This is a genomic window from Nocardiopsis changdeensis (genome assembly GCF_018316655.1).
GTDB lineage: Bacteria > Actinomycetota > Actinomycetes > Streptosporangiales > Streptosporangiaceae > Nocardiopsis > Nocardiopsis changdeensis.
This window is the reverse complement of the sequence record NZ_CP074133.1, coordinates 1,939,541-1,958,039: the sequence shown is the minus strand read 5'-3', so window position 1 is coordinate 1,958,039 and position 18,499 is coordinate 1,939,541. Positions and strand designations below refer to the sequence as shown.

Sequence of the window (18,499 nt, the reverse complement as noted above, 5' to 3'; positions counted from 1 at the left end):
GGTGCCCTCACATTCGGAAGACGCCGAAGCGGTCGGTGCCGCGCACCGGGGCGTTGTGGGCGAAGGACAGGCACAGTCCCAGGACGGTGCGGGTGTCGCGGGGGTCGATGACGCCGTCGTCGTAGACCCGCCCGGACAGGAGCAGGGGCAGGGACTCGGCCTCGATCTGCCCCTCGACCATCTGCCGGACCAGGGCGTCCTGCTCCTCGTCGTAGGGCTGCCCCTTGCGGGCCGCGGACTGGCGGGCGACGATCGACAGCACCTCGGCGAGCTGGCGGGGGCCCATGACGGCGGAGCGGGCGCTGGGCCAGGCGAACAGGAACCTGGGGTCGTAGGCGCGGCCGCACATGCCGTAGTGGCCGGCCCCGTAGGAGGCGCCGACCAGCACCGAGAAGTGGGGGACGGTGCTGTTGGAGACGGCGTTGATCATCATCGAGCCGTGCTTGATGATGCCGCCCTGCTCGTACTCGCGGCCGACCATGTAGCCGGTGGTGTTGTGCAGGAACACCAGCGGGGTGTGGGCCCGGTTGGCGAGCTGGATGAACTGGGTGGCCTTGTGCGCCTCGGCGCTGAACAGCACCCCGTTGGCGTTGGCGAGGATACCGACCGGGTACCCGTGCAGGTCGGCCCAGCCGGTGACCAGCCCGCCGCCGTAGGCGGGCTTGAACTCGTCGAATTCCGAGCCGTCGACGATGCGGGCGATGATCTCGCGGGGGTCGACGGGGACCTTGAGGTCGGGCGGCATGACGCCGATGAGGTCCTCGACCGGGTGGAGCGGTTCGCGGGCACCGGCGGCGGGCGCGGGCCCGGCCTTGCGGTGGCCCAGCCGGGCGACGATGCGGCGGCCGATGCGCAGGGCGTCGTGCTCGTCCCGGGCGAGGTGGTCGGCCAGGCCGGACACCTCGGCGTGCATGCGGGCGCCGCCCAGCGACTCGTCGTCGCTCTCCTCCCCGGTGGCGGCCTTGACCAGGGGCGGGCCGCCGAGGAACACCTTGGCGCGGTCGCGGACCATGACGACGTGGTCGCTCATGCCGGGGATGTAGGCGCCGCCCGCGGTGGAGTTGCCGAACACCAGCGCGACGGTGGGGATCCCCTCGGCGGACAGCCGGGTGAGGTCGCGGAAGGTGCGCCCGCCGGGGATGAAGATCTCCTTCTGGGAGGGCAGGTCGGCGCCGCCGGACTCCACCAGGCTGATCATCGGCATCCGGTTCTGCGCGGCGATCTCCCCGGCCCGGTGGGACTTCTTGAGCGTCCAGGGGTTGCTGGCGCCGCCGCGGACGGTGGGGTCGTTGGCGACGATGACGCACTCGACCCCCGAGACCACGCCGACGCCGGTGATCAGGCTCGCGCCGACGGTGTACTCGCTGCCCCAGCCCGCCAGCGGCGACAGCTCCAGGAAGGGCGAGCCCTCGTCGAGGAGGAGTTCGACGCGCTCCCGGGCGGTGAGCTTGCCGCGGGAGCGGTGGCGCTCGACGTACCTGTCGCCGCCCCCGGCCAGCGCCTTGGCGTGTTCGGCGTCGATCTCGGCGAGCTTGCCGAGCATGGCCTCGCGGGCCCGGGCGAACTCCGCGGACCCGGTGTCGATCCTGCTGTCGAGCACGGTCACGGGCGGGCCTCCCCGGGTGCGGGCAGAAGGGACTCCGGGAGCGGCAGGCGGCGGGCGCGCAGCCACTCGCCCAGGCCCTTGGCCTGCGGGTCCGGTCCCCCGCGGCGGGCGGTGCCGGGGGCGAGCATGCCCTCGATCCAGAAGTTGGCGGCGCGCAGGTGCGGCAGCAGGTGGCGGGTGACCTCGAGGCCGGCGGTCTCGGGGAGCAGCTCGCGCAGCAGGTCGACGGTGAGCCGGTGGGCCAGCCAGCGCCAGCCCTCGTCGTCGCGGGCCCAGACGCCGAGGTTGGCGTCGGCGCCCTTGTCGCCGCTGCGGGCGCCCAGGACCAGCCCCAGCGGGGCCTCGCGCACGGGCCCCTCGGGCAGCGGCGGCGGCAGCGGGGGCTCGGGCACCTCCTCCAGCGGCCGGGTGGTCTTCGGAGGGGCGATGACGAGGCGGTCGCCGTCGGGCAGGATCGCGGTGTGCTCGACCTCGGCGGCGGGCACGAACGCGTGGCTCGCGATCACCCCGTCGGGGCGGGCGTCGCGCGGCGGGGAGGTGAGGTGGAACCCGGCGTAGCCCGCCAGCGCCAGTTCCACGGCGGCGGCCCCGAAGGGGCGGCCGACGACCGCGGGGTCGTGGTCGCGGGCGGTGACGCGCAGCCGGGCGGTGGCCGCGTCCTGGGTGTCGCCGTGGGGGTCGGCGGCGGGGACGAACTCGAAGTCCAGCTCCTCGGGGCGGCGCCGTGCCAGGGCGGCGCGCAGCTGGCGCTCGGCCCAGGCGGCCTTCTCCCGGGCGTCCAGGCCGGTGATGAGCAGGTCGACCTCGTTGCGGAAGCCGGTGAGGCCGGTGAGGCCGACCTTGAGGTCGGGCGGCGGGGCCTCCCCGCGGACCCCGGACAGGCGCACCCGGTCGGGGCCCTCCTGTTCCAGGCGGACGGTGTCCAGGCGGGCGGTGACGTCGGGGCCCGGGTAGCGGGCCCCGGCGATCTCGTACACCAGCTGGGCGGTGACGGTGCCGGTGGTGACGGCTCCGCCGGTGCCGGGGTGCTTGGTGATGACCGCGGAGCCGTCGGCGTGGATCTCGGCGACCGGGAAGCCGGGCCGGTCCATGTCGTACCCCTCGCGGCGCAGCTCGCCGGCGAAGGCGTAGTTGCCGCCGGTGGCCTGGGCGCCGCATTCGATCACGTGCCCGGCGACGGTGGCCCCGGCCAGGGCGTCGAGGTCGTCGCGGGTCCAGCCGAAGTGGGAGATGGCGGGGCCGACGGCGAGGGAGGCGTCGGTGACCCGGCCGGTGACGACGATGTCGGCCCCGGCGTCCAGGCAGGCGGCGATGCCGAACGCGCCCAGGTAGGCGTTGGCGGTGAGGGGTCCGTCCAGGCCCAGCTCCTCGGCGCGGTGCAGCAGGTCGTCGCCGGTGACGTAGGCGATGCGGGGGTCGAAGCCGAGGGATTCGGCGAGCTCGGTGAGCCGGTCCGCCAGGCCCTGGGGGTTGAGGCCGCCCGCGTTGGTGACGACCCTGATGCGGCGCTCCAGGATGAGGGCGAGGCTCTCGCGCATCTGCCGCAGGAAGGTCCTGGCGTAGCCGCGGCCGGGGTCGGCGAGCTGGTCCCGGCCGAGGATGGCCATGGTGAGTTCGGCCAGGTAGTCACCGGTGAGGACGTCGACCGGTCCTCCGGTGATCATCTCGTGGACGGCGGAGAGGCGGTCCCCGTAGAAACCGGAGGCGTTGCCGACCCACAGCGAGGGCGTATCGGTCATGGTGATGAGAGTGACACCGGACACATGAAAAAACAAGCACTCGTGATTGTTTTTCTGTTATCGCGCTTTTCATCACGATATGGCCGGAACCGGCCACGGAGCGTGGGTTATCACCCTCGGGGAACCGGGGAGCGAGCGGATATTTTGTCCGGGTGAGCACCTCCGAGAACACCACCCCCGCCGACGACGCCGCCTCCGACGACACCCCCGCCGCGGCCGCCCCCGCCGACGACGCCCCCGAGGCGAACGCCCCGGCCGCCGACGCCTTCCTGGACGCCGGGCGCGCGGCGACCGCGCCGGGTGTCCTGTCGGCCGAGACCTTCGCCCTGGCCTCCCTGCTGCTGCTCGCACCGGCGGCGACCGGGCAGCGCCTGTTCGAGCTCTTCGGCCGGTTCGCCTTCACCGACGTCACGCTGGAGACCGAGGGCCACCTGGCCTCCGTCAACGCCGACCTGCTCGCCTACGGCGGGCTCGGCGTGCTGACCGTGCTGACGGCGTCGCTGTCGCTGTTCCTGGGCCGGGCGACGACCCGCCCCTGGGCGCGCTGGCTGTCCTCGGCGACGGTGCTGGCCGGCGGCCTGTTCGTGGTCCTGGCCATCGTCACCTACGTCATCGCGGCGGGCCGGATCTGACGGGCCTGCCGGGGGACGGGACTGTTAGGATGCGCAAACCCTGACAAGCAAGGCATAAGCCACATAAAGGCCGCCTTCTCCCGTGCCCCGGAGACCATCCCCCTTGGCATCCCCCTCCCCGGCGCGCCACCCCCGGCCCCCGGCCGGTGCCCGCGCCGCCTCCCCCCTCACCGTCATGGCCGCCGCCGGTACGGCCCCGGTCCGCTCCCCCGCCACCGGCCGCACCGGTGCCGCCCGGGCCCTCACCGACGGGTCGGCCCCGCCCTCCTCCCCCGAGGGTCCGCCCGGATCTCCTGCCTTCGGGTACGCACCCCCGGGCCATGCGAGGAGAACGGCCCCGTCACCGGCGAGGAGGCCGCGCCCGTCCGCGTCCACGCGGCCCGCATGGACCGCCCAGGGAGCGCCCTCGCAACCCCGCCATGCGGACCGGCCCCGCCCTCCGCACAAGGTGGGCTCCGCGGGGGCACCTCTGCGGACCCGCCGCGCGAACTGCCCCTGCCCTCCGCACCAGGTGGGCTCCACGGGGGCATCTCCGCGGACCCGCCGCGCTGGCCGGCCCCGCCCCGCACACCGGACGGACCCCCAGGGGACGGCGCCCTCGTGGCCCCGCCGTGCGAACCACCCCCGCCCTGCGCACCGGACTGCCCCCGAGAGGACGCCCTCGCGGCCCCTCCGCGCGGGCCGTCCCGCGCAGGCCCCTTCGGCACCGGCGCGGTGACCCCTGCCGAGGGCCTGCCCGGCTCCACATCGGCGGGAACACCCGCCCGGACACCCCGGCGGAGCGGCTCCACGCCCCCGGCCCGGACCCGGCCTCCGGCCTGCCGGACCGACCACGGCGGCACCCGCCGCCGACATCCCCATTCCCCCTTCGGAGAACCATGACCACCCCTCCCCCTCCCCCGCCCGAGACACCCGCGCCCGCCGCGCCGAAGGCGCCGAACCGGCGCCCGCTGGTCATCGGCGCGGTGGCCCTGGCCGTCGTCCTCATGGGCGCCGCCGCGGGCGCGGCCTACTGGCTGCGCACCCCGTCGGTCGGCGACCCCCTGGCGGTCTCCCCCGAGCCCCTGGCCCTGGGCCTGTTCTCCGTCGAGGGCAGCACGGGACCCAAGCAGGAGGCCATCGCCCTCGCCCTGGAGGAGATCAACGCCGTCGGCGGCGTACTCGGCCACGAGGTGGCCGCCCCGATCGCGTCGGAGGACGCCGGGGACCTGCTGGGCGCCGACCTGGACGCCGTGCTGGGCTCCCACGCGATGGGCGGCGAACAGCTCCTCCCGGGGCTGCTCGAGGCGGGCACCCTCTACTGCGGCAACGCCGAGCCCTACACCACGACACCGGGCTTCGGGGACGGCCTGTACTTCTCCGCGATCCCGGGCCAGGACCAGATGGTGCGGGCGCTGGTCCGGCTGGCCGCCGAGGACGGCCGCGAGAAGATCGTGGTGCCGCACACGCCGGGCAGCGAGGTCTGGCTGGACGCCATCACCGCCGAGGCACAGGCCCACGGCGTCGAGGTCGTCGGAGTGGACCTCCTGCGGGCCATGGCGGACCCGTCGTCCGACGGGGTCGGGGCGGCGGAGCTGCTGGAGGAGGGGGCGGACGCCGTCATCCCCTTGGAGCCGACCGCCGTGGTGGTCACCGAACCCCTGATGGACGAGGGCCTTCCGGCCGAGGGCGTCTACCTCCCCGGCCTCCCGCTCGTCGCGAACCCGACCGCCCCGCTGGACTCCCTCGGCCCGGCCGGGTCGACCGTGGTCCGCCACCACTCGGGCGGCGAGCGCTTCCCGGAGATCGAGTGGGGCTCCTCCGACAGCGGGGACATGTCCTACGCCGCCCAGTTCGGCGGGGTGACGGCCGCGCTGTACGACTGCGTGAACCTGGTCGCCCTGGCCGCCGAGGCCGCGGGCTCGGTCGAGCCCGCCGAGGTCGCCGCCCGGATGCCCGCGGTGAGCGCGGGCGGCCGGGAGTGCACCGGGTACGAGGACTGTGTGGCCCGTGTCCGCGCCGGGCAGGACATCGCCTACGTCGGCCCGCGCGGGCCGCTCACCTGGGACGACGGCAACCTGCTGGTGGACGTGCCGTTCGAGGTGGTACGCCTGCACGGCGAGGGCGAGCCCGTGGACACCGAGGTCCGCACGTTCTCCCTGGGCTCCTGACCCGTTCTCCCCGCGGGGCGGGCGCCGGGGGTCCCGGCTCCCGCCCCGCGGCGTGCACGGCGGTCAGGCGATGCGGTCGATGACGATCGGGCCCGGCTCGAAGACGCCGTCCGGGTCGATGTCGAAGGCGCCCTCCAGCGCGGCCGCGCCGCGCTCGAAGCGCTCCGGCTCGTCCGCGTGCAGGGTGAACAGCGGCTCGCCGGCCGAGACCGCCTCCCCCGGCTTGGCGTGCAGGGTCACGCCCGCACCGAAGGACACCGCGTCCTCCTTGCGGGCGCGGCCCGCCCCCAGGCGCCAGGCGGCCAGGCCCACCTGGTAGGCGTCCAGGCGGGTGAGCACGCCCGAGGCCGGGGCGAGCACGGTGCGGCGCTCGGCCGCCTGCGGCAGCGGGGCGTCCGGGTCGCCGCCCTGGGCGCGGATCAGCCGCTTCCACGACTCCAGGGCACTGCCGTCCCGGAGCGCCTCGGCGGGGTCCTTGACCCCGTTCTCGCCCGGGGTGAGCCCCGCGGCGGCGAGCATCTCCCGGGCCAGGGCCACGGTCAGCTCCACCACGTCGGCCGGGCCGCCCCCGGAGAGCACCTCCACGGACTCGGCGACCTCCAGGGCGTTGCCCACCTGGCGCCCCAGCGGCACGGACATGTCCGTGATGAGCGCGACCGTGCGCACCCCGTGGTCGGTGCCGATGTCCACCATGGTGCGGGCCAGCTCGCGGGCCGAGTCGACGTCCTTCATGAACGCCCCCGACCCCGCCTTGACGTCCAGCACCAGGGCGCCGGTGCCCTCCGCGAGCTTCTTGCTCATGATGGAGGCCGAGATCAGCGGGATCGACTCCACGGTCCCGGTGACGTCGCGCAGCGCGTACAGCTTGCGGTCGGCCGGGGCCAGCCCCTCGCCGGCCGCGCAGATCACCCCGCCGGTGTCGGCGAGCACGGACCGCATCTCGTCGGTGCTCAGGGCGGCCCGCCAGCCCGGGATGGACTCCAGCTTGTCCAGGGTGCCGCCGGTGTGCCCCAGGCCCCGGCCGGACAGCTGGGGCACCGCCGCGCCGCAGGCGGCGACGGTGGGGGTGAGCGGCAGCGTGATCTTGTCGCCCACGCCCCCGGTGGAGTGCTTGTCGGTGGTGGGCCGGTCCAGGTCGGAGAAGTCGAGCCGGGCGCCGGAGGCCAGCATCGCCTCGGTCCACCGGGACACCTCGGCGCGGTTCATGCCGCGCAGGAAGATCGCCATGGCCAGCGCCGACATCTGCTCCTCGGCGACCGCGCCGCGGGTGTAGGCGTCGATCACCCAGTCGATCTGCTCCGGAGTGAGCTCTCCCCCGTCGCGTTTGGCGCGGATGATCTCGATGACGTCCATGTCATTCCTTCCGGGAGAAAACGGGTCTCCCCGGCCGCCGCCGTTCGGGCGGCGACCGGGGAGAGGGATGGTGCCTGTTCTCTTGGTTCTCAGGCCAGGTTGTGCGGACCGAAGGCCTGCGGCAGGACGCGGTCCATGGTCAGGATCCCCTCGGGGGTGTCCACCAGCAGGTCCGGCCCGCCGTGCTCGTACAGCAGCTGGCGGCAGCGCCCGCACGGCATGAGGGTCGCCCCCTGGCCGTCCACGCAGGCGAACGCGACCAGTCGGCCGCCGCCGGTGGCGTGCAGGGCGCTGACCAGGCCGCACTCGGCGCACAGCCCCACCCCGTAGGAGGCGTTCTCCACGTTGCAGCCGCTGACGGTGCGGCCGTCGTCGACCAGCGCCGCCGCGCCCACCGGGTACTGCGAGTACGGCGCGTAGGCACGGGTCATGGCCTCCCGGGCGGCGCCGCGCAGCGCCTCCCAGTCCACGGCCTCCGCAGTGCTCATGACCGGCTCGCCCTCCACTGCTTGCCGACCCCGGCGGGCGGCCGCAGCCTCTGGGAGGCCAGCGACAGCACCAGCAGCGTCGCGATGTGCGGGCTGTAGGTGGCCAGCTCGCGGGGCAGCGAGTCGGTGGTGAAGTACCAGACCAGCAGCAGCACGGCCGCGATCGCACCGGCGATCGCCAGGCCCTTGCGGTCCTGGCGGACCTGCCACAGGGCGACCAGCAGCAGCACCACGGCCAGCAGGAGCAGCAGGGCGTGGATCGCCGCGCCGCCGCCGCGGATCTGGAGGGCGTCGGTGTACCCGAACAGCCCGGCGCCCATGGCCAGGCCTCCCGGCCGCCAGTTGCCGAAGATCATCGCGGCCAGACCGATGTAGCCGCGGCCGCCGGTCTGCCCCTCCTGGTAGATCTGCGAGGCGACGACGGCGAGGAACACCCCGCCCATGCCGGCCAGGCCGCCGGAGATGATCACCGCGATGTACTTGAAGGTGTACACGGGCACGCCCAGGGACTCGGCGGCGTCGGGGTTCTCACCGACCGAGCGCAGCCGCAGGCCGAACGCGGTCTTCCACAGCACCAGGTAGGTCACCGGGATCATGAGGATCGCGATGACCGTCAGCGCCGACAGCCGGGTGGTGACGCCGATGACCAGGGACGCCAGGTCGCCGACCACGGGGATCCCGCTGGCGGCGACGGGTCCCAGGGCGTCCGCCACCCCGGGCAGGCTCAGCTGCGGGAAGGGCGGTGCGGTGGGCGACTGCGAGGCGCCGGCCCCGGGCACGTCGGCGTAGACCAGGATCGACAGGTAGCGCATCGCGCCGAGCATGAGGATGTTGATCGCCACACCGGACACGATGTGGTCCACGGCGAAGGTGACCGTGGCGACGGCGTGCAGCAGGCCGCCCGCCATACCGGCCAGCACACCGGCGGCGAGGCCGATCCACGGGCTGCCGGTCGACCACGCGAAGTACGCGCCGAACCAGGTCCCGAGGATCATCATGCCCTCGAGGCCGATGTTGATGACGCCCGCCCGCTCGGCCCACAGGCCGCCCAGGGCGGCCAGGGCGATGGGCACCGCGAAGGTGAGGGTGGTGCGGACGGTGCCCGCGTCGGTGAGCATGTCCTGGCCGGTGACGACCCGCAGGCCCGCCAGGGCCACCAGGACCGCGCCGAACAGGCTGAGCAGGCGCCACACCGACCGGCCGCCGGAGCGGGCCGGGGGTGCGGACACCGGCTCCATCACGTTGAGTTCCTGGCTCACTTCGCCTCCCCGCCGCGGTCGCCGCCGGGGGTGTCGTCCCCGGTGGCGTCACCGCTGTCGGACGCCGTGCCGGCCGGCACGGTCTCCTCGGCGGGCCCGGCGACGGTGGTGCCGAGCTCCTTGCCGATCTGCTGCTGCTGGTACCGGCGGCCCCAGCGGTGGACGATCTCGTAGACCACGACGACCGTGAGGACGATGGTGGCCTGGGCGATGACGGCGATCTCCTGCGGGATGCCGTCGAAGGGCAGGATGCCCGCCGCCTGGTTGAGGAAGGCCCAGAACAGGGCCGCGAAGGCGATGCCCACCGGGTGGTTGCGGCCCAGCAGCGCGATGGCGATGCCGATGAAGCCGATGCCGGTCGGGAAGTCCAGCGCGTAGTAGTGGGAGCTCCCGAGCAGCTGGGGCATGCCCACCAGGCCCGCGACCATGCCCGAGAAGAGCATGGACAGGAACACCATCTTCTTGACGTTGACACCGCTGGCCTCGGCGGCGCTCTGCGACTGGCCGGTGGCCCGCAGCTCGAAGCCGAAGCGGGTGCGGTTGAGCATCACCGCGTAGCCGATGCCCACGGCGATCGCCAGGAACACCAGGCCGAAGATCTCCCGCTCCGAGCCGAGGAACAGGGCCGGGACGCCGGGCACCCAGGAGCCCTCCGGCAGCGGCGGGGTGCCGATGTTGTTCGTGCTGATCTCCACCGCGAGGCGGTCGGTGTTCAGCAGGTAGGCGGTGATGCCGGTGGCGATGGCGTTGAGCATGATCGTCGAGATGACCTCGGACACGCCGCGCGTGACCTTGAGGTACCCGGCGATGCCGGCCCAGGCCCCGCCCACCGCGACGGCGACCAGGATGATGACGATCTGGCTCAGCACCGGCGGCAGCACCAGCCAGCCGCCGACGGCGGCGGCCAGCAGGGCGGCGAGCCGGTACTGCCCGTCGACGCCGATGTTGAACAGCTTCATCTTGAAGCCGATCGCCACGGCGACGGCGGCCAGGTAGTAGGTGGTGCCGTCGTTGATGATCTGCACCAGGCTGTTGGGCCGGGTGCCGTACTCGATCATCCGGGCGAAGGTGGCGCCCGGGGCGATCCCGCTGAAGAACAGCACCAGCGCGGTGACGGCGATCGCGATGATCCCGGCGGCGAACACCGCGGCGAAGGACAGCGCGAGCATCGCCGCCAGGCGGCGGTACAGCAGGAAGGCTGCGCCCGAGCCGACCAGCGCGCCCACGGCGGCGGCCACCGGCTCGATCAGGGACAGGTCGAGGAACCAGGCCACCAGCAGGCCGGAGACCACCGACAGCACCAGGGCGGTCGGGACCACCAGGGTGCGGTGCAGCGTGGTGCCCTCCTCCTTGGTCCCCGCGGCGCCGGCCCGCCTGGCGTCGGGGATCCGGCGGTCCACCAGGACCACCGCGGCGAACGCCAGGACGACCCCGATGATCAGTGCCGCCCACCACAGCAGCACCGTGTCGAGGGCGGCGGTGACGCCCGTGCCCAGCAGGGCGATGAGGAGTGCCGGGAGCAGTGCCCGGGACGTTCCGGGGCGGGTGCTCTTCTCAGTCACGATCCACCCCCGTTCCGGTCGGCGGTGTCGTCACCGCTGCCACCTTCTGTGCTGTCGGTGGCCCCGTCGCCGCCGAGGGTGGCGCCGGTCATGGCGGAGCCGAGCTGCTCGGGGGTGACGGTGGCCGGATCGGCCTGGGCGACCAGGCGGCCGCGCAGGATGACGTGCAGTGTGTCGGACATGCCGATGAGCTCGTCGAGGTCGGCGGAGATCAGCAGCACCGCGAGGCCCGCCGCGCGCGCCTCGCGCAGCTGCTCCCAGATCGCGGACTGTGCGCCGACGTCCACACCCCGGGTGGGGTGGGCGGCGACGAGGAAGCGGGGGTTCCCGCTCATCTCGCGGCCGATGATGAACTTCTGCTGGTTGCCGCCGGACAGGGCGTCGGCGATGACGTCGATGTTGGGCGTGCGCACGTCGTACTCGGCGACGATGCGCTCGGCGTCGGCGCGCGCCCCGGCCCTGTCGATCCAGGGGCCGCGCACGCTCGGCGGCTTGGTCTGGTGGCCCAGGATGCGGTTCTCCCACAGGGAGGACTCCAGCAGCACGCCGTGGCGGTGCCGGTCCTCGGGGATGTAGCCGACCCCGGCCTCGCGGATCTTCAGGGTGTGCCAGCCGGTGACGTCGTCGCCGCCCAGCCGGATGCGGCCGCCGGCGACCGGCCGCATGCCCATGATGGCCTCGATGAGCTCGGACTGGCCGTTGCCCTCGACGCCGGCGATGCCGACGATCTCGCCCTCGTGGATGTCGAGGGTGACGCCCTCGACGACGGCGCGGCCGTCGGCGGCGCGCACGGTGACCCCGTCCAGGGAGAGGACCACGTTCTCGGTGACCGTGGACTCGCGCAGCTCGGGGACGGGCAGCTCGCCGCCCACCATGAGCGTGGCCAGTTCCCGCGCGGTGGTGGTGCGCGGGTCGGCCGTGGCCACGGTGGTGCCGCGGCGGATCACGGTGATCTCGTCGGCGACGGACAGCACCTCGTCGAGCTTGTGCGAGATGAAGATGACCGTGAGGCCCTCGCTCTTGAGCTCGCGCAGGTTGTCGAAGAGCTCGTCGACCTCCTGCGGGACCAGGACGGCGGTGGGCTCGTCCAGGATGATGGTGCGGGCGCCGCGGTAGAGGACCTTGAGGATCTCCACCCGCTGGCGGTCGCCGACGCCCAGCTCCTCCATCAGGCGGTCCGGGTCGACCCCGAGGCCGTACTGCCCGGACAGGCGGAGGATCTCGGTGCGCGCCTTGGAGCCGATGCCGTGCAGGCGCTCGGCGCCCAGCACCACGTTCTCCAGGACGGTGAGGTTGTCGGCGAGCATGAAGTGCTGGTGCACCATGCCGATGCCGTTCCTGATGGCGTCGGACGGCGAGTTGAACTTCACCTGGACGCCGTTGACGGCGATGGTGCCCTCGTCGGGACGGTGCATCCCGTACAGGGTCTTCATCAGCGTGGACTTGCCCGCACCGTTCTCGCCGACGATGGCGTGCACGGTGCCGGGGGCCACGGAGATGTCGATGTCGTGGTTGGCCACGACCCCGGGAAAACGCTTGGTGATCCCGCGCAGCTCAACGGCGGGGGGCGCCTGGCCCCCATCGCCCGATGGCGTGCTGCTCATCTGTCTCCTTGAGGAATGCGGAGCGGCGCGGGGCCGGTCGCCACCGCCGGACGCCCTCGTCCGCGTAACGACGGCCGGGACGGCGGCCGGAGCGGGGGTCCCCCGTCCGGCGGCCGTCCCAGGCCGTGAGTCACCACGGGTCCTACCCGCGGTTCAGGTGCGCGATCGCGCGTTTACGGCTCGGTCGGAACCTCGATCTCGCCGTCGATGATCTGCTGCTTGATCTCGTCGAGCTCGGCCTGGATCGGGCTGATGAGCTCCTCGTTGGAGGTGGTGTAGTCGACACCGCCGCCCGCGAGGTCGAAGCGCTCGATGCCGGCGGCGACGTCGCCCTCGGTGGCGGACTGGATCAGCTCGAACACGGCCACGTCGACCTGCTTGATCGCGGAGGTCAGCACGAACGGCTTCTGGTCGTCCTCGGCGTTCTCGTACTGGTCGCTGTCGACGCCGATGAACAGGAAGTCGTTGGCGACGGCGGCCTCCAGGACGCCGTTGCCCGAGGCGCCGGCGGCGTGGTAGATCACGTCGGCGCCGCGGTCGTACTGGGCCTGGGCCAGCTCGCGGCCGCGGGCCGGGTCGCTGAAGCCGCTGAAGTCCGGCGGCTGGCTGAGGTAGTCGACCTCGACCGTGATGTCCTCGTTGACGTGCGCGACGCCGGCCGCGTAGCCCGCCTCGAACTTGTGGATCAGCGGGGTCTCGACGCCGCCGACGAAGCCGACGTGGTCCTCCTCGGTGGACAGCGCCGCGGCGGCACCGGCCAGGAAGGAGGCCTGCTCCTCGGCGAAGACCAGGCTGGTGACGTTGTCGACGTCGGCGATCTCGGAGTCGACGATCGCGAAGTCGACCTCCGGGTACTCCGGCGCGACCTCGCGGACGGCGCCGTCGTAGGCGAACCCGACCGCGATGATGACGTCGTAGCCCTCCTCGGCCATGGTGGACAGGCGCTCCACCTTGGCGGAGTCGGCCTCGCCGTCGGTGGGCTCGAACTCTTGGGCGTCGATGCCCAGCTCGTTCATCGCCTGCTCCAGGCCGCGGTAGGCCGAGTCGTTGAACGAGCGGTCGCCACGACCGCCGACGTCGTAGGCGAGTCCGACGCGGAGCTCGGAGGCCTCCTCGCCGCCGTCGCCGCCCCCTTCGCCCGATCCCTCCTGGGCCGCGTTGTCACACGCGGTGAGGGCAAGCACACCGGCCGCCGCGATGGCGGCGAACCTGAGCGTGTTGCTGCGCTTCACTTGTTAACTCCCCTTCGCCCTCTCAGCGGCCCGCTTTCAACCGGGGGCCGGGCTGAGTTCTGCGGTCGGACGATATCCGGTAGTGGAAAGTACACCCAACCGGCACACAGACTTGTTATGAAGGCGAGAGCTGAATGACACGGGGCCTTACTCGGAAGTTACCAAGCACACACCCGGGCGGGGGCGACCACGTTTGCCGGGGAGGTATATTCCCGGCCCCTGCGGGGCCCCGACGAGCCACTACTACACAAGGCCCTCCGGCCGCCACAACGGGTCACAACGGCACGTGGGGCGGTGCCGGTCTAGACCGGTCTGGACTCCGGCGGGCGGTCCCGCCGGAGCCCGGACCGGCGCCCCGGGGCCCGGCGTTGGGAGCGGCGGACCGGACCGGGGCGCGACCCCGCCTCTCAGGAGGCGAGGAAGTCGAGCACGGCCTGCTTGAAGAGCCGTGAGGAGACCGCGTTGAGGTGGTCCCGCCCGGGGATCTCCGCGTGGGCCCCGTCGACCGCCGCCGCCAGCTCGGCGGCGCCCGCCGCGATCGCGTCCTTGGCGCCCGTGACCAGCAGTGTCGGCACCGTGACGGGAGGCTCCGGGGAGAACGGCCGGGCCGCCTGGCCGCGGGCGCAGGCGGCCAGCGCGGCCGGGTCGTTGCCGGGCAGCGCGGCGACCGTGCGGAACACGTGGTCGAAGGGCGTCGCCCCCTCGCCGGGCGCGGACAGGTCGGTGCCGTCGAACGCGTTCCCCGGGCCGAATCCCCCCAGGACCAGGCGGCGCACCCGCTCGGGCCGGGTGAGCGCCAATTCCCAGGCCAGCCGCGCGCCCATGGAGTATCCGACGGCGTCGACCCGCTCCACTCCGAGTTCGTCGAGCAGGGCGACGAGGTCGGAGACGAAGCATTCGGGGAGATAGGAGGCGTCGTCGCCGGGTTTCCCGCTGGCGCCGTGCCCGCGCAGGTCCGGGCCGAGCACGCGCAGCCCCGCGGAGTCCAGCAGCCGGGGCCACCCGGCGGCCTGCCAATTCATGTCGAAGTTCGTCCCGAAACCGTGGAGCAGAAGCACGGGGACGGCGCCCGCCGGGGACTGCGGACGCAAATCCACATAGCGCATTGTCACGTCGCCGATGAGATTCGCAGACATGAATCCTTCAATCCTTGTGCGGCCGTATGTATTAACAGAAGAAGGAACGGGGTCCTTTCAGAGGTTCCGATAAACGGAGGGCGGGGAAATCCGCCTCCACTCGTGGCTTCCTCCGAACGGACCCCGTGTGCGGGCCGGGTCAGTCCGACGGCGGCCTGAGCCGGACGCGGCGGGCGGGGCGGGCCTCCTCGGCGGGGACCCTGCCGACGATGCCCGCCTGCTGCTCCTGCGCTTCGACGGCGAAGGTGACCAGCGGGTCCCCCACGGGGACGACCTGGTCCTCCTGCGCATGCAGCTCGACGATCCGCCCGGCCTTGGGCGAGGGGATGACCACGGCCGACTTGGTGGTCTCCACCTCCACGAGCGGGGCGTTGCGCTCGACGACGTCGCCGACGGACACCTGCCACTCCAGGACGGTGGCCTCGACGAGGCCCTCCCCGAGGTCGGGGAGGGTGAAGGTGACGTTCTCTTCAGCCATGGTCGTTCTAGTACTCCAGGGTTCTCTGCACCGCGAACAGGATGCGGTCGATCGTCGGCAGGTACTGCGGCTCCAGGGGACCCGCGGGATAGGGGACGTCGAAACCGGTGACGCGCTGCACGGGGGCGGCCAGGTCGCGGAAGCACTGCTCCGTGACCAAGGCCGCCACCTCGGCGCCGAGCCCGGCGGTGAGCGGGGCCTCGTGGACGACCACGGCGCGCTTGGTGCGCGCGACCGAGGCGGCCAGTCCGGCGGCGTCGATGGGCTTGAGCCAGCGCAGGTCCAGGACCTCCAGCTCGACGCCGTCCTCCGCGGCGAGCTCGGCCACCTGGACGCACCGGTGGACCATGGCGCCCCAGGCGATGAGGGTGGCGTGGCGGCCGGGCCGGACGACGCGGCTGGTGCCGATGGGGTCGGTCGGCTCGGTGAGCCGGACCGGGCGGCGGTCCCAGTAGCGGGCCTTGGGCTCCATGTAGACGACCGGGTCGTCGGAGCGCACGGACTGCAGCAGCAGGCTGTACGCGTCGGCGGGGTCGGAGGGGGCCACGACTTTCAGCCCGGGGGTGTGGGCGAAGAGCGCCTCCAGGCTCTCCCCGTGGTGCTCGGGGGCCTGGATGCCGCCGAAGGACGGCAGGCGCAGGGTGATCGGCATGGGTGCGGCGCCGCGGGTGCGGTAGTTCATGCGCGCCACCTGGTTGACGATCTGGTCGATGGCCGGATACGCGAACCCGTCGAACTGGAGCTCGGGCACGGGGCGCCAGCCGTTCATGGCCAGGCCCACCGCCATTCCCATGATCGCCGATTCGGCCAGCGGGGTGTCGAAGACGCGCTGGTCGCCGAACTCCTTCTGGAGTCCGTCGGTGACCCGGAAGACGCCCCCCAGGGCGCCCACGTCCTCGCCGAACACCAGGACGTCCGGGTCCTCGGCCAGGAGGACGCGCAGGGCCCGGTTGATGGCCTGCTGCATGGACAGCTCTTCGAGCACGGGGGTCTCGGCGGCGGCGTCGGTGCGGTCGATGAGTTCCGTCACGGCTGGACCTCTTCCTCCCAGATGCGGCGCTGCCGGGTCAGCTCCTGGGTGGTCTCCCGGAAGACGTGCGTGAACAGTTCGGAGCCGTCGGGCTCGGGTGCGGCGGAGACGCCGTCGCGGATCTCCTCGGCGCGCTTCCCCGCCTGGGCGTCGATCGCGTCGAGCTCGTCGGCGGTGGCGTGGCCGGCCTCGAGGAGGGCGGCGCGCAGCAGCGCGACCGGGTCGCGGTGCGCCCGCCAGCGGTCGGCCTCGGTCTCGTCGCGGTAGCGGCCGGTGTCGTCGGAGGTGGAGTGGGGCTCCACCCGGTAGGTGAGGGCCTCGATGAGGGTGGGGCCCCCGCCGCGGCGGGCGCGGTCGGCGGCCTCGGTGACGGCGTCGTACACGGCGGCGGCGTCGTTGCCGTCCACCGTCACCCCGGCCATGCCGTAGCCCCGGGCCCGGGCGGCGACGGAGCCGCCGGCGACCTGGCGCTCGTTGGGCACCGACAGGGCCCAGCGGTTGTTCTGGCAGAAGAAGACGACGGGGGCGCCATAGACCCCGGCGAAGTTCATGGCCTCGTGGACGTCGCCCTCGGAGCTGGCGCCGTCGCCGAAGTAGGCCAGGGCGACGCCCTCTCCGCCGCGCATGCGCTCGCCGACCGCCCAGCCGACGGCGTGCGGGACGGGGCCGCCGACGACGGCGTTGATGGCGCCGAAGCGGGACTCCATGACGTCGTAGAGCCCGCCGTGCCACAGCGCCCGGTGGGTGGCCATGTAGCCGACCATCTCGACCCCGTAGGCGAGCGCCGAGGCCATCTCGCGGTAGGTGGGGAAGACGAAGTCGCGCTCGGGGTCCAGCGCCGCCGCACTGGCGACCTGGGCCGCCTCCTGTCCGCGGACGGACACGTAGGCCGGGAAGACTCCCTGGCGCTGGAGGGCGACGGCCTCGGCGTCCAGGTCGCGTGCGGTCCGCATGTGCGTGTACAGCGCGCGGGTGAGGTCGGGGTCCAGGTGGTCCACGGAGACGGAGTCCCGGTCCGGCGGCTCGTGGGTCGACATGTGCAGCGGCTCCCAACATGGTCCGTCGCAAGCGCCGGACTCCTGGGTGGTCTGTTGACTGATGAGGCGATTGTCCGGATCACTCGACACTTGCGCCAGATAATCTGGAAAACTTGATACAGATGGGAACAAAAAAGCACGTCTGGTTCGCCATCGTCCAACGAGTGACCCACGCCACCAGCGAAAACGACAGGTGCACCTATACACCACTAATCGGCGCCCATCATCACAGAACGATCGCAGTTGGCCACGATGGGTGCCCCGTTCGACAGTGGAGCGCATACGTTCGGATGCACCCCAGCAGTCCGACCAGGAAAAGGCGGCGCGGCACGACAGAGACGACCGAAAGCGGCCATCCCGCGAGAACACCGGTCACCGCCTCGGAACCCGCGCGCGAGCACCCCCGGCCACCGGAAACCCCCGCACCGATCGCCGCGTCAACCCTGGGTACAGTCGGTTGACCCCGGCGCCGGCGCGCGCCGGGAACGCGAGAAGAAGATTCCGCATGGTGAGACCACCCGTACGCACCCCCTGGTGATCGGGCGCATACGCAGACGGACATCGTCTCGGCGACTGAGACCCCGATGGAAGCAAACGATGTTTACCTGGTAGTTCGTTAGCCCCGGTCGACGACGATGGAAAGGGGCTTGCACTGGAACGAGAAGACACGAGGAGCACCCACATGGCCATGGGCGAGCAACGCCGGAACGGCCGGCGGCCGGATGCGACCGACCAGACGATCCTCAGCGCGCTCGCCAAGGACGCGCGGACCGGGATCACGGAGATCGCCGCGCTGGCCAACGTCTCCCGCGCCACGGCCTACAACCGGATCAAGCGCCTGACCGACGAGGGCGTCATCCGCGGCTACTCCGTGGTGACCGACCACTCCAAGATGGGCCTGGGCGTCACCGCGCTCGTGCTCATCTCCGGCAGCCAGCCGGACTGGCGGGCCAACCGGGAGATCCTCTCCTCCTACCCCGAGATCGAATACTGCTGGTACGTGGTCGGCTCGGCGGACATCGTCCTGCTGGTCCGCGTCGCCAACACCAACCAGCTGCGGGACCTGATCCTGACCCGCCTGCAATCGCTCCCCGGCGTGACGTCCACCCAGACGCTCACCGTCATCGACGAGGTCGTGCACCGTCCCGTCGTGGAGCCCGGCGACACCGAGTGAAACGGACCCCTATCCCCCC

15 protein-coding genes are annotated in these 18,499 nt (G+C 72.7%); 3 read left to right on the top strand and 12 right to left on the bottom strand.

What is annotated here, in order from left to right; all coding sequences use genetic code 11:
* Positions 1–7: 7 nt before the first annotated feature.
* On the bottom strand, positions 8–1,606 hold the full coding sequence (locus KGD84_RS09050) for an acyl-CoA carboxylase subunit beta (RefSeq protein WP_220559809.1): 1,599 nt from the start codon (positions 1,604–1,606) through the stop codon (positions 8–10).
* Positions 1,603–3,369, bottom strand: a complete 1,767-nt coding sequence (locus KGD84_RS09045; RefSeq protein WP_220559808.1) for an acyclic terpene utilization AtuA family protein — start codon at positions 3,367–3,369, stop codon at positions 1,603–1,605. The genes KGD84_RS09050 and KGD84_RS09045 overlap by 4 nt, the downstream gene beginning before the upstream one ends.
* A 128-nt stretch (positions 3,370–3,497) precedes the next feature.
* Between KGD84_RS09045 and KGD84_RS09040 the strand changes: the two genes are divergently transcribed.
* A complete protein-coding gene (locus KGD84_RS09040) occupies positions 3,498–3,977 on the top strand; it encodes a hypothetical protein (RefSeq protein WP_220559806.1) in 480 nt (159 codons plus the stop codon).
* 878 nt (positions 3,978–4,855) lie between these two features.
* Positions 4,856–6,127 (top strand): ABC transporter substrate-binding protein, encoded by a 1,272-nt coding sequence (locus tag KGD84_RS09035; protein WP_260697200.1) that lies wholly within the window; start codon positions 4,856–4,858, stop codon positions 6,125–6,127.
* A 63-nt stretch (positions 6,128–6,190) separates the two neighbouring features.
* On the opposite strand, the gene KGD84_RS09030 is transcribed toward KGD84_RS09035, so the two are convergent.
* From KGD84_RS09030 to KGD84_RS08985, 10 genes are all read right to left on the bottom strand, one after another.
* On the bottom strand, positions 6,191–7,480 hold the full coding sequence (locus tag KGD84_RS09030) for a thymidine phosphorylase (RefSeq protein ID WP_220559804.1): 1,290 nt from the start codon (positions 7,478–7,480) through the stop codon (positions 6,191–6,193).
* An 89-nt stretch (positions 7,481–7,569) separates the two neighbouring features.
* Positions 7,570–7,986, bottom strand: coding sequence for a cytidine deaminase (locus KGD84_RS09025; protein ID WP_220559803.1), 417 nt, complete (start codon positions 7,984–7,986; stop codon positions 7,570–7,572).
* A complete protein-coding gene (locus KGD84_RS09020) occupies positions 7,965–9,227 on the bottom strand; it encodes an ABC transporter permease (protein ID WP_220559802.1) in 1,263 nt (420 codons plus the stop codon). The genes KGD84_RS09025 and KGD84_RS09020 overlap by 22 nt, the downstream gene beginning before the upstream one ends.
* Positions 9,224–10,789 (bottom strand): ABC transporter permease, encoded by a 1,566-nt coding sequence (locus KGD84_RS09015; protein ID WP_220559801.1) that lies wholly within the window; start codon positions 10,787–10,789, stop codon positions 9,224–9,226. Before KGD84_RS09015 ends, KGD84_RS09020 begins: the two co-directional genes overlap by 4 nt.
* Positions 10,786–12,393 (bottom strand): ABC transporter ATP-binding protein, encoded by a 1,608-nt coding sequence (locus KGD84_RS09010; protein WP_220559800.1) that lies wholly within the window; start codon positions 12,391–12,393, stop codon positions 10,786–10,788. Before KGD84_RS09010 ends, KGD84_RS09015 begins: the two co-directional genes overlap by 4 nt.
* A 173-nt stretch (positions 12,394–12,566) precedes the next feature.
* Positions 12,567–13,625, bottom strand: coding sequence for a BMP family lipoprotein (locus KGD84_RS09005; RefSeq protein WP_220559799.1), 1,059 nt, complete (start codon positions 13,623–13,625; stop codon positions 12,567–12,569).
* A 407-nt stretch (positions 13,626–14,032) separates the two neighbouring features.
* Positions 14,033–14,731: an alpha/beta fold hydrolase gene (locus KGD84_RS09000; protein ID WP_255647199.1), complete on the bottom strand. Its 699-nt coding sequence runs from the start codon at positions 14,729–14,731 to the stop codon at positions 14,033–14,035.
* A gap of 169 nt (positions 14,732–14,900) precedes the next feature.
* Entirely contained in the window at positions 14,901–15,239 is a 339-nt protein-coding gene (locus KGD84_RS08995; protein WP_220559796.1) for a biotin/lipoyl-containing protein, read from the bottom strand.
* A gap of 7 nt (positions 15,240–15,246) precedes the next feature.
* A complete protein-coding gene (locus KGD84_RS08990; RefSeq protein ID WP_220559795.1) occupies positions 15,247–16,269 on the bottom strand; it encodes an alpha-ketoacid dehydrogenase subunit beta in 1,023 nt (340 codons plus the stop codon).
* The gene (locus KGD84_RS08985) at positions 16,266–17,306 is read right to left on the bottom strand and encodes a thiamine pyrophosphate-dependent dehydrogenase E1 component subunit alpha (RefSeq protein WP_220559794.1); all 1,041 of its coding nucleotides are present in this window, start codon (positions 17,304–17,306) and stop codon (positions 16,266–16,268) included. Before KGD84_RS08985 ends, KGD84_RS08990 begins: the two co-directional genes overlap by 4 nt.
* Positions 17,307–17,988: 682 nt before the next feature.
* Here KGD84_RS08985 and KGD84_RS08980 point away from each other — a divergent pair.
* Entirely contained in the window at positions 17,989–18,480 is a 492-nt protein-coding gene (locus tag KGD84_RS08980; protein WP_220559793.1) for an Lrp/AsnC family transcriptional regulator, read from the top strand.
* The last annotated feature ends 19 nt before the right edge of the window (positions 18,481–18,499 follow it).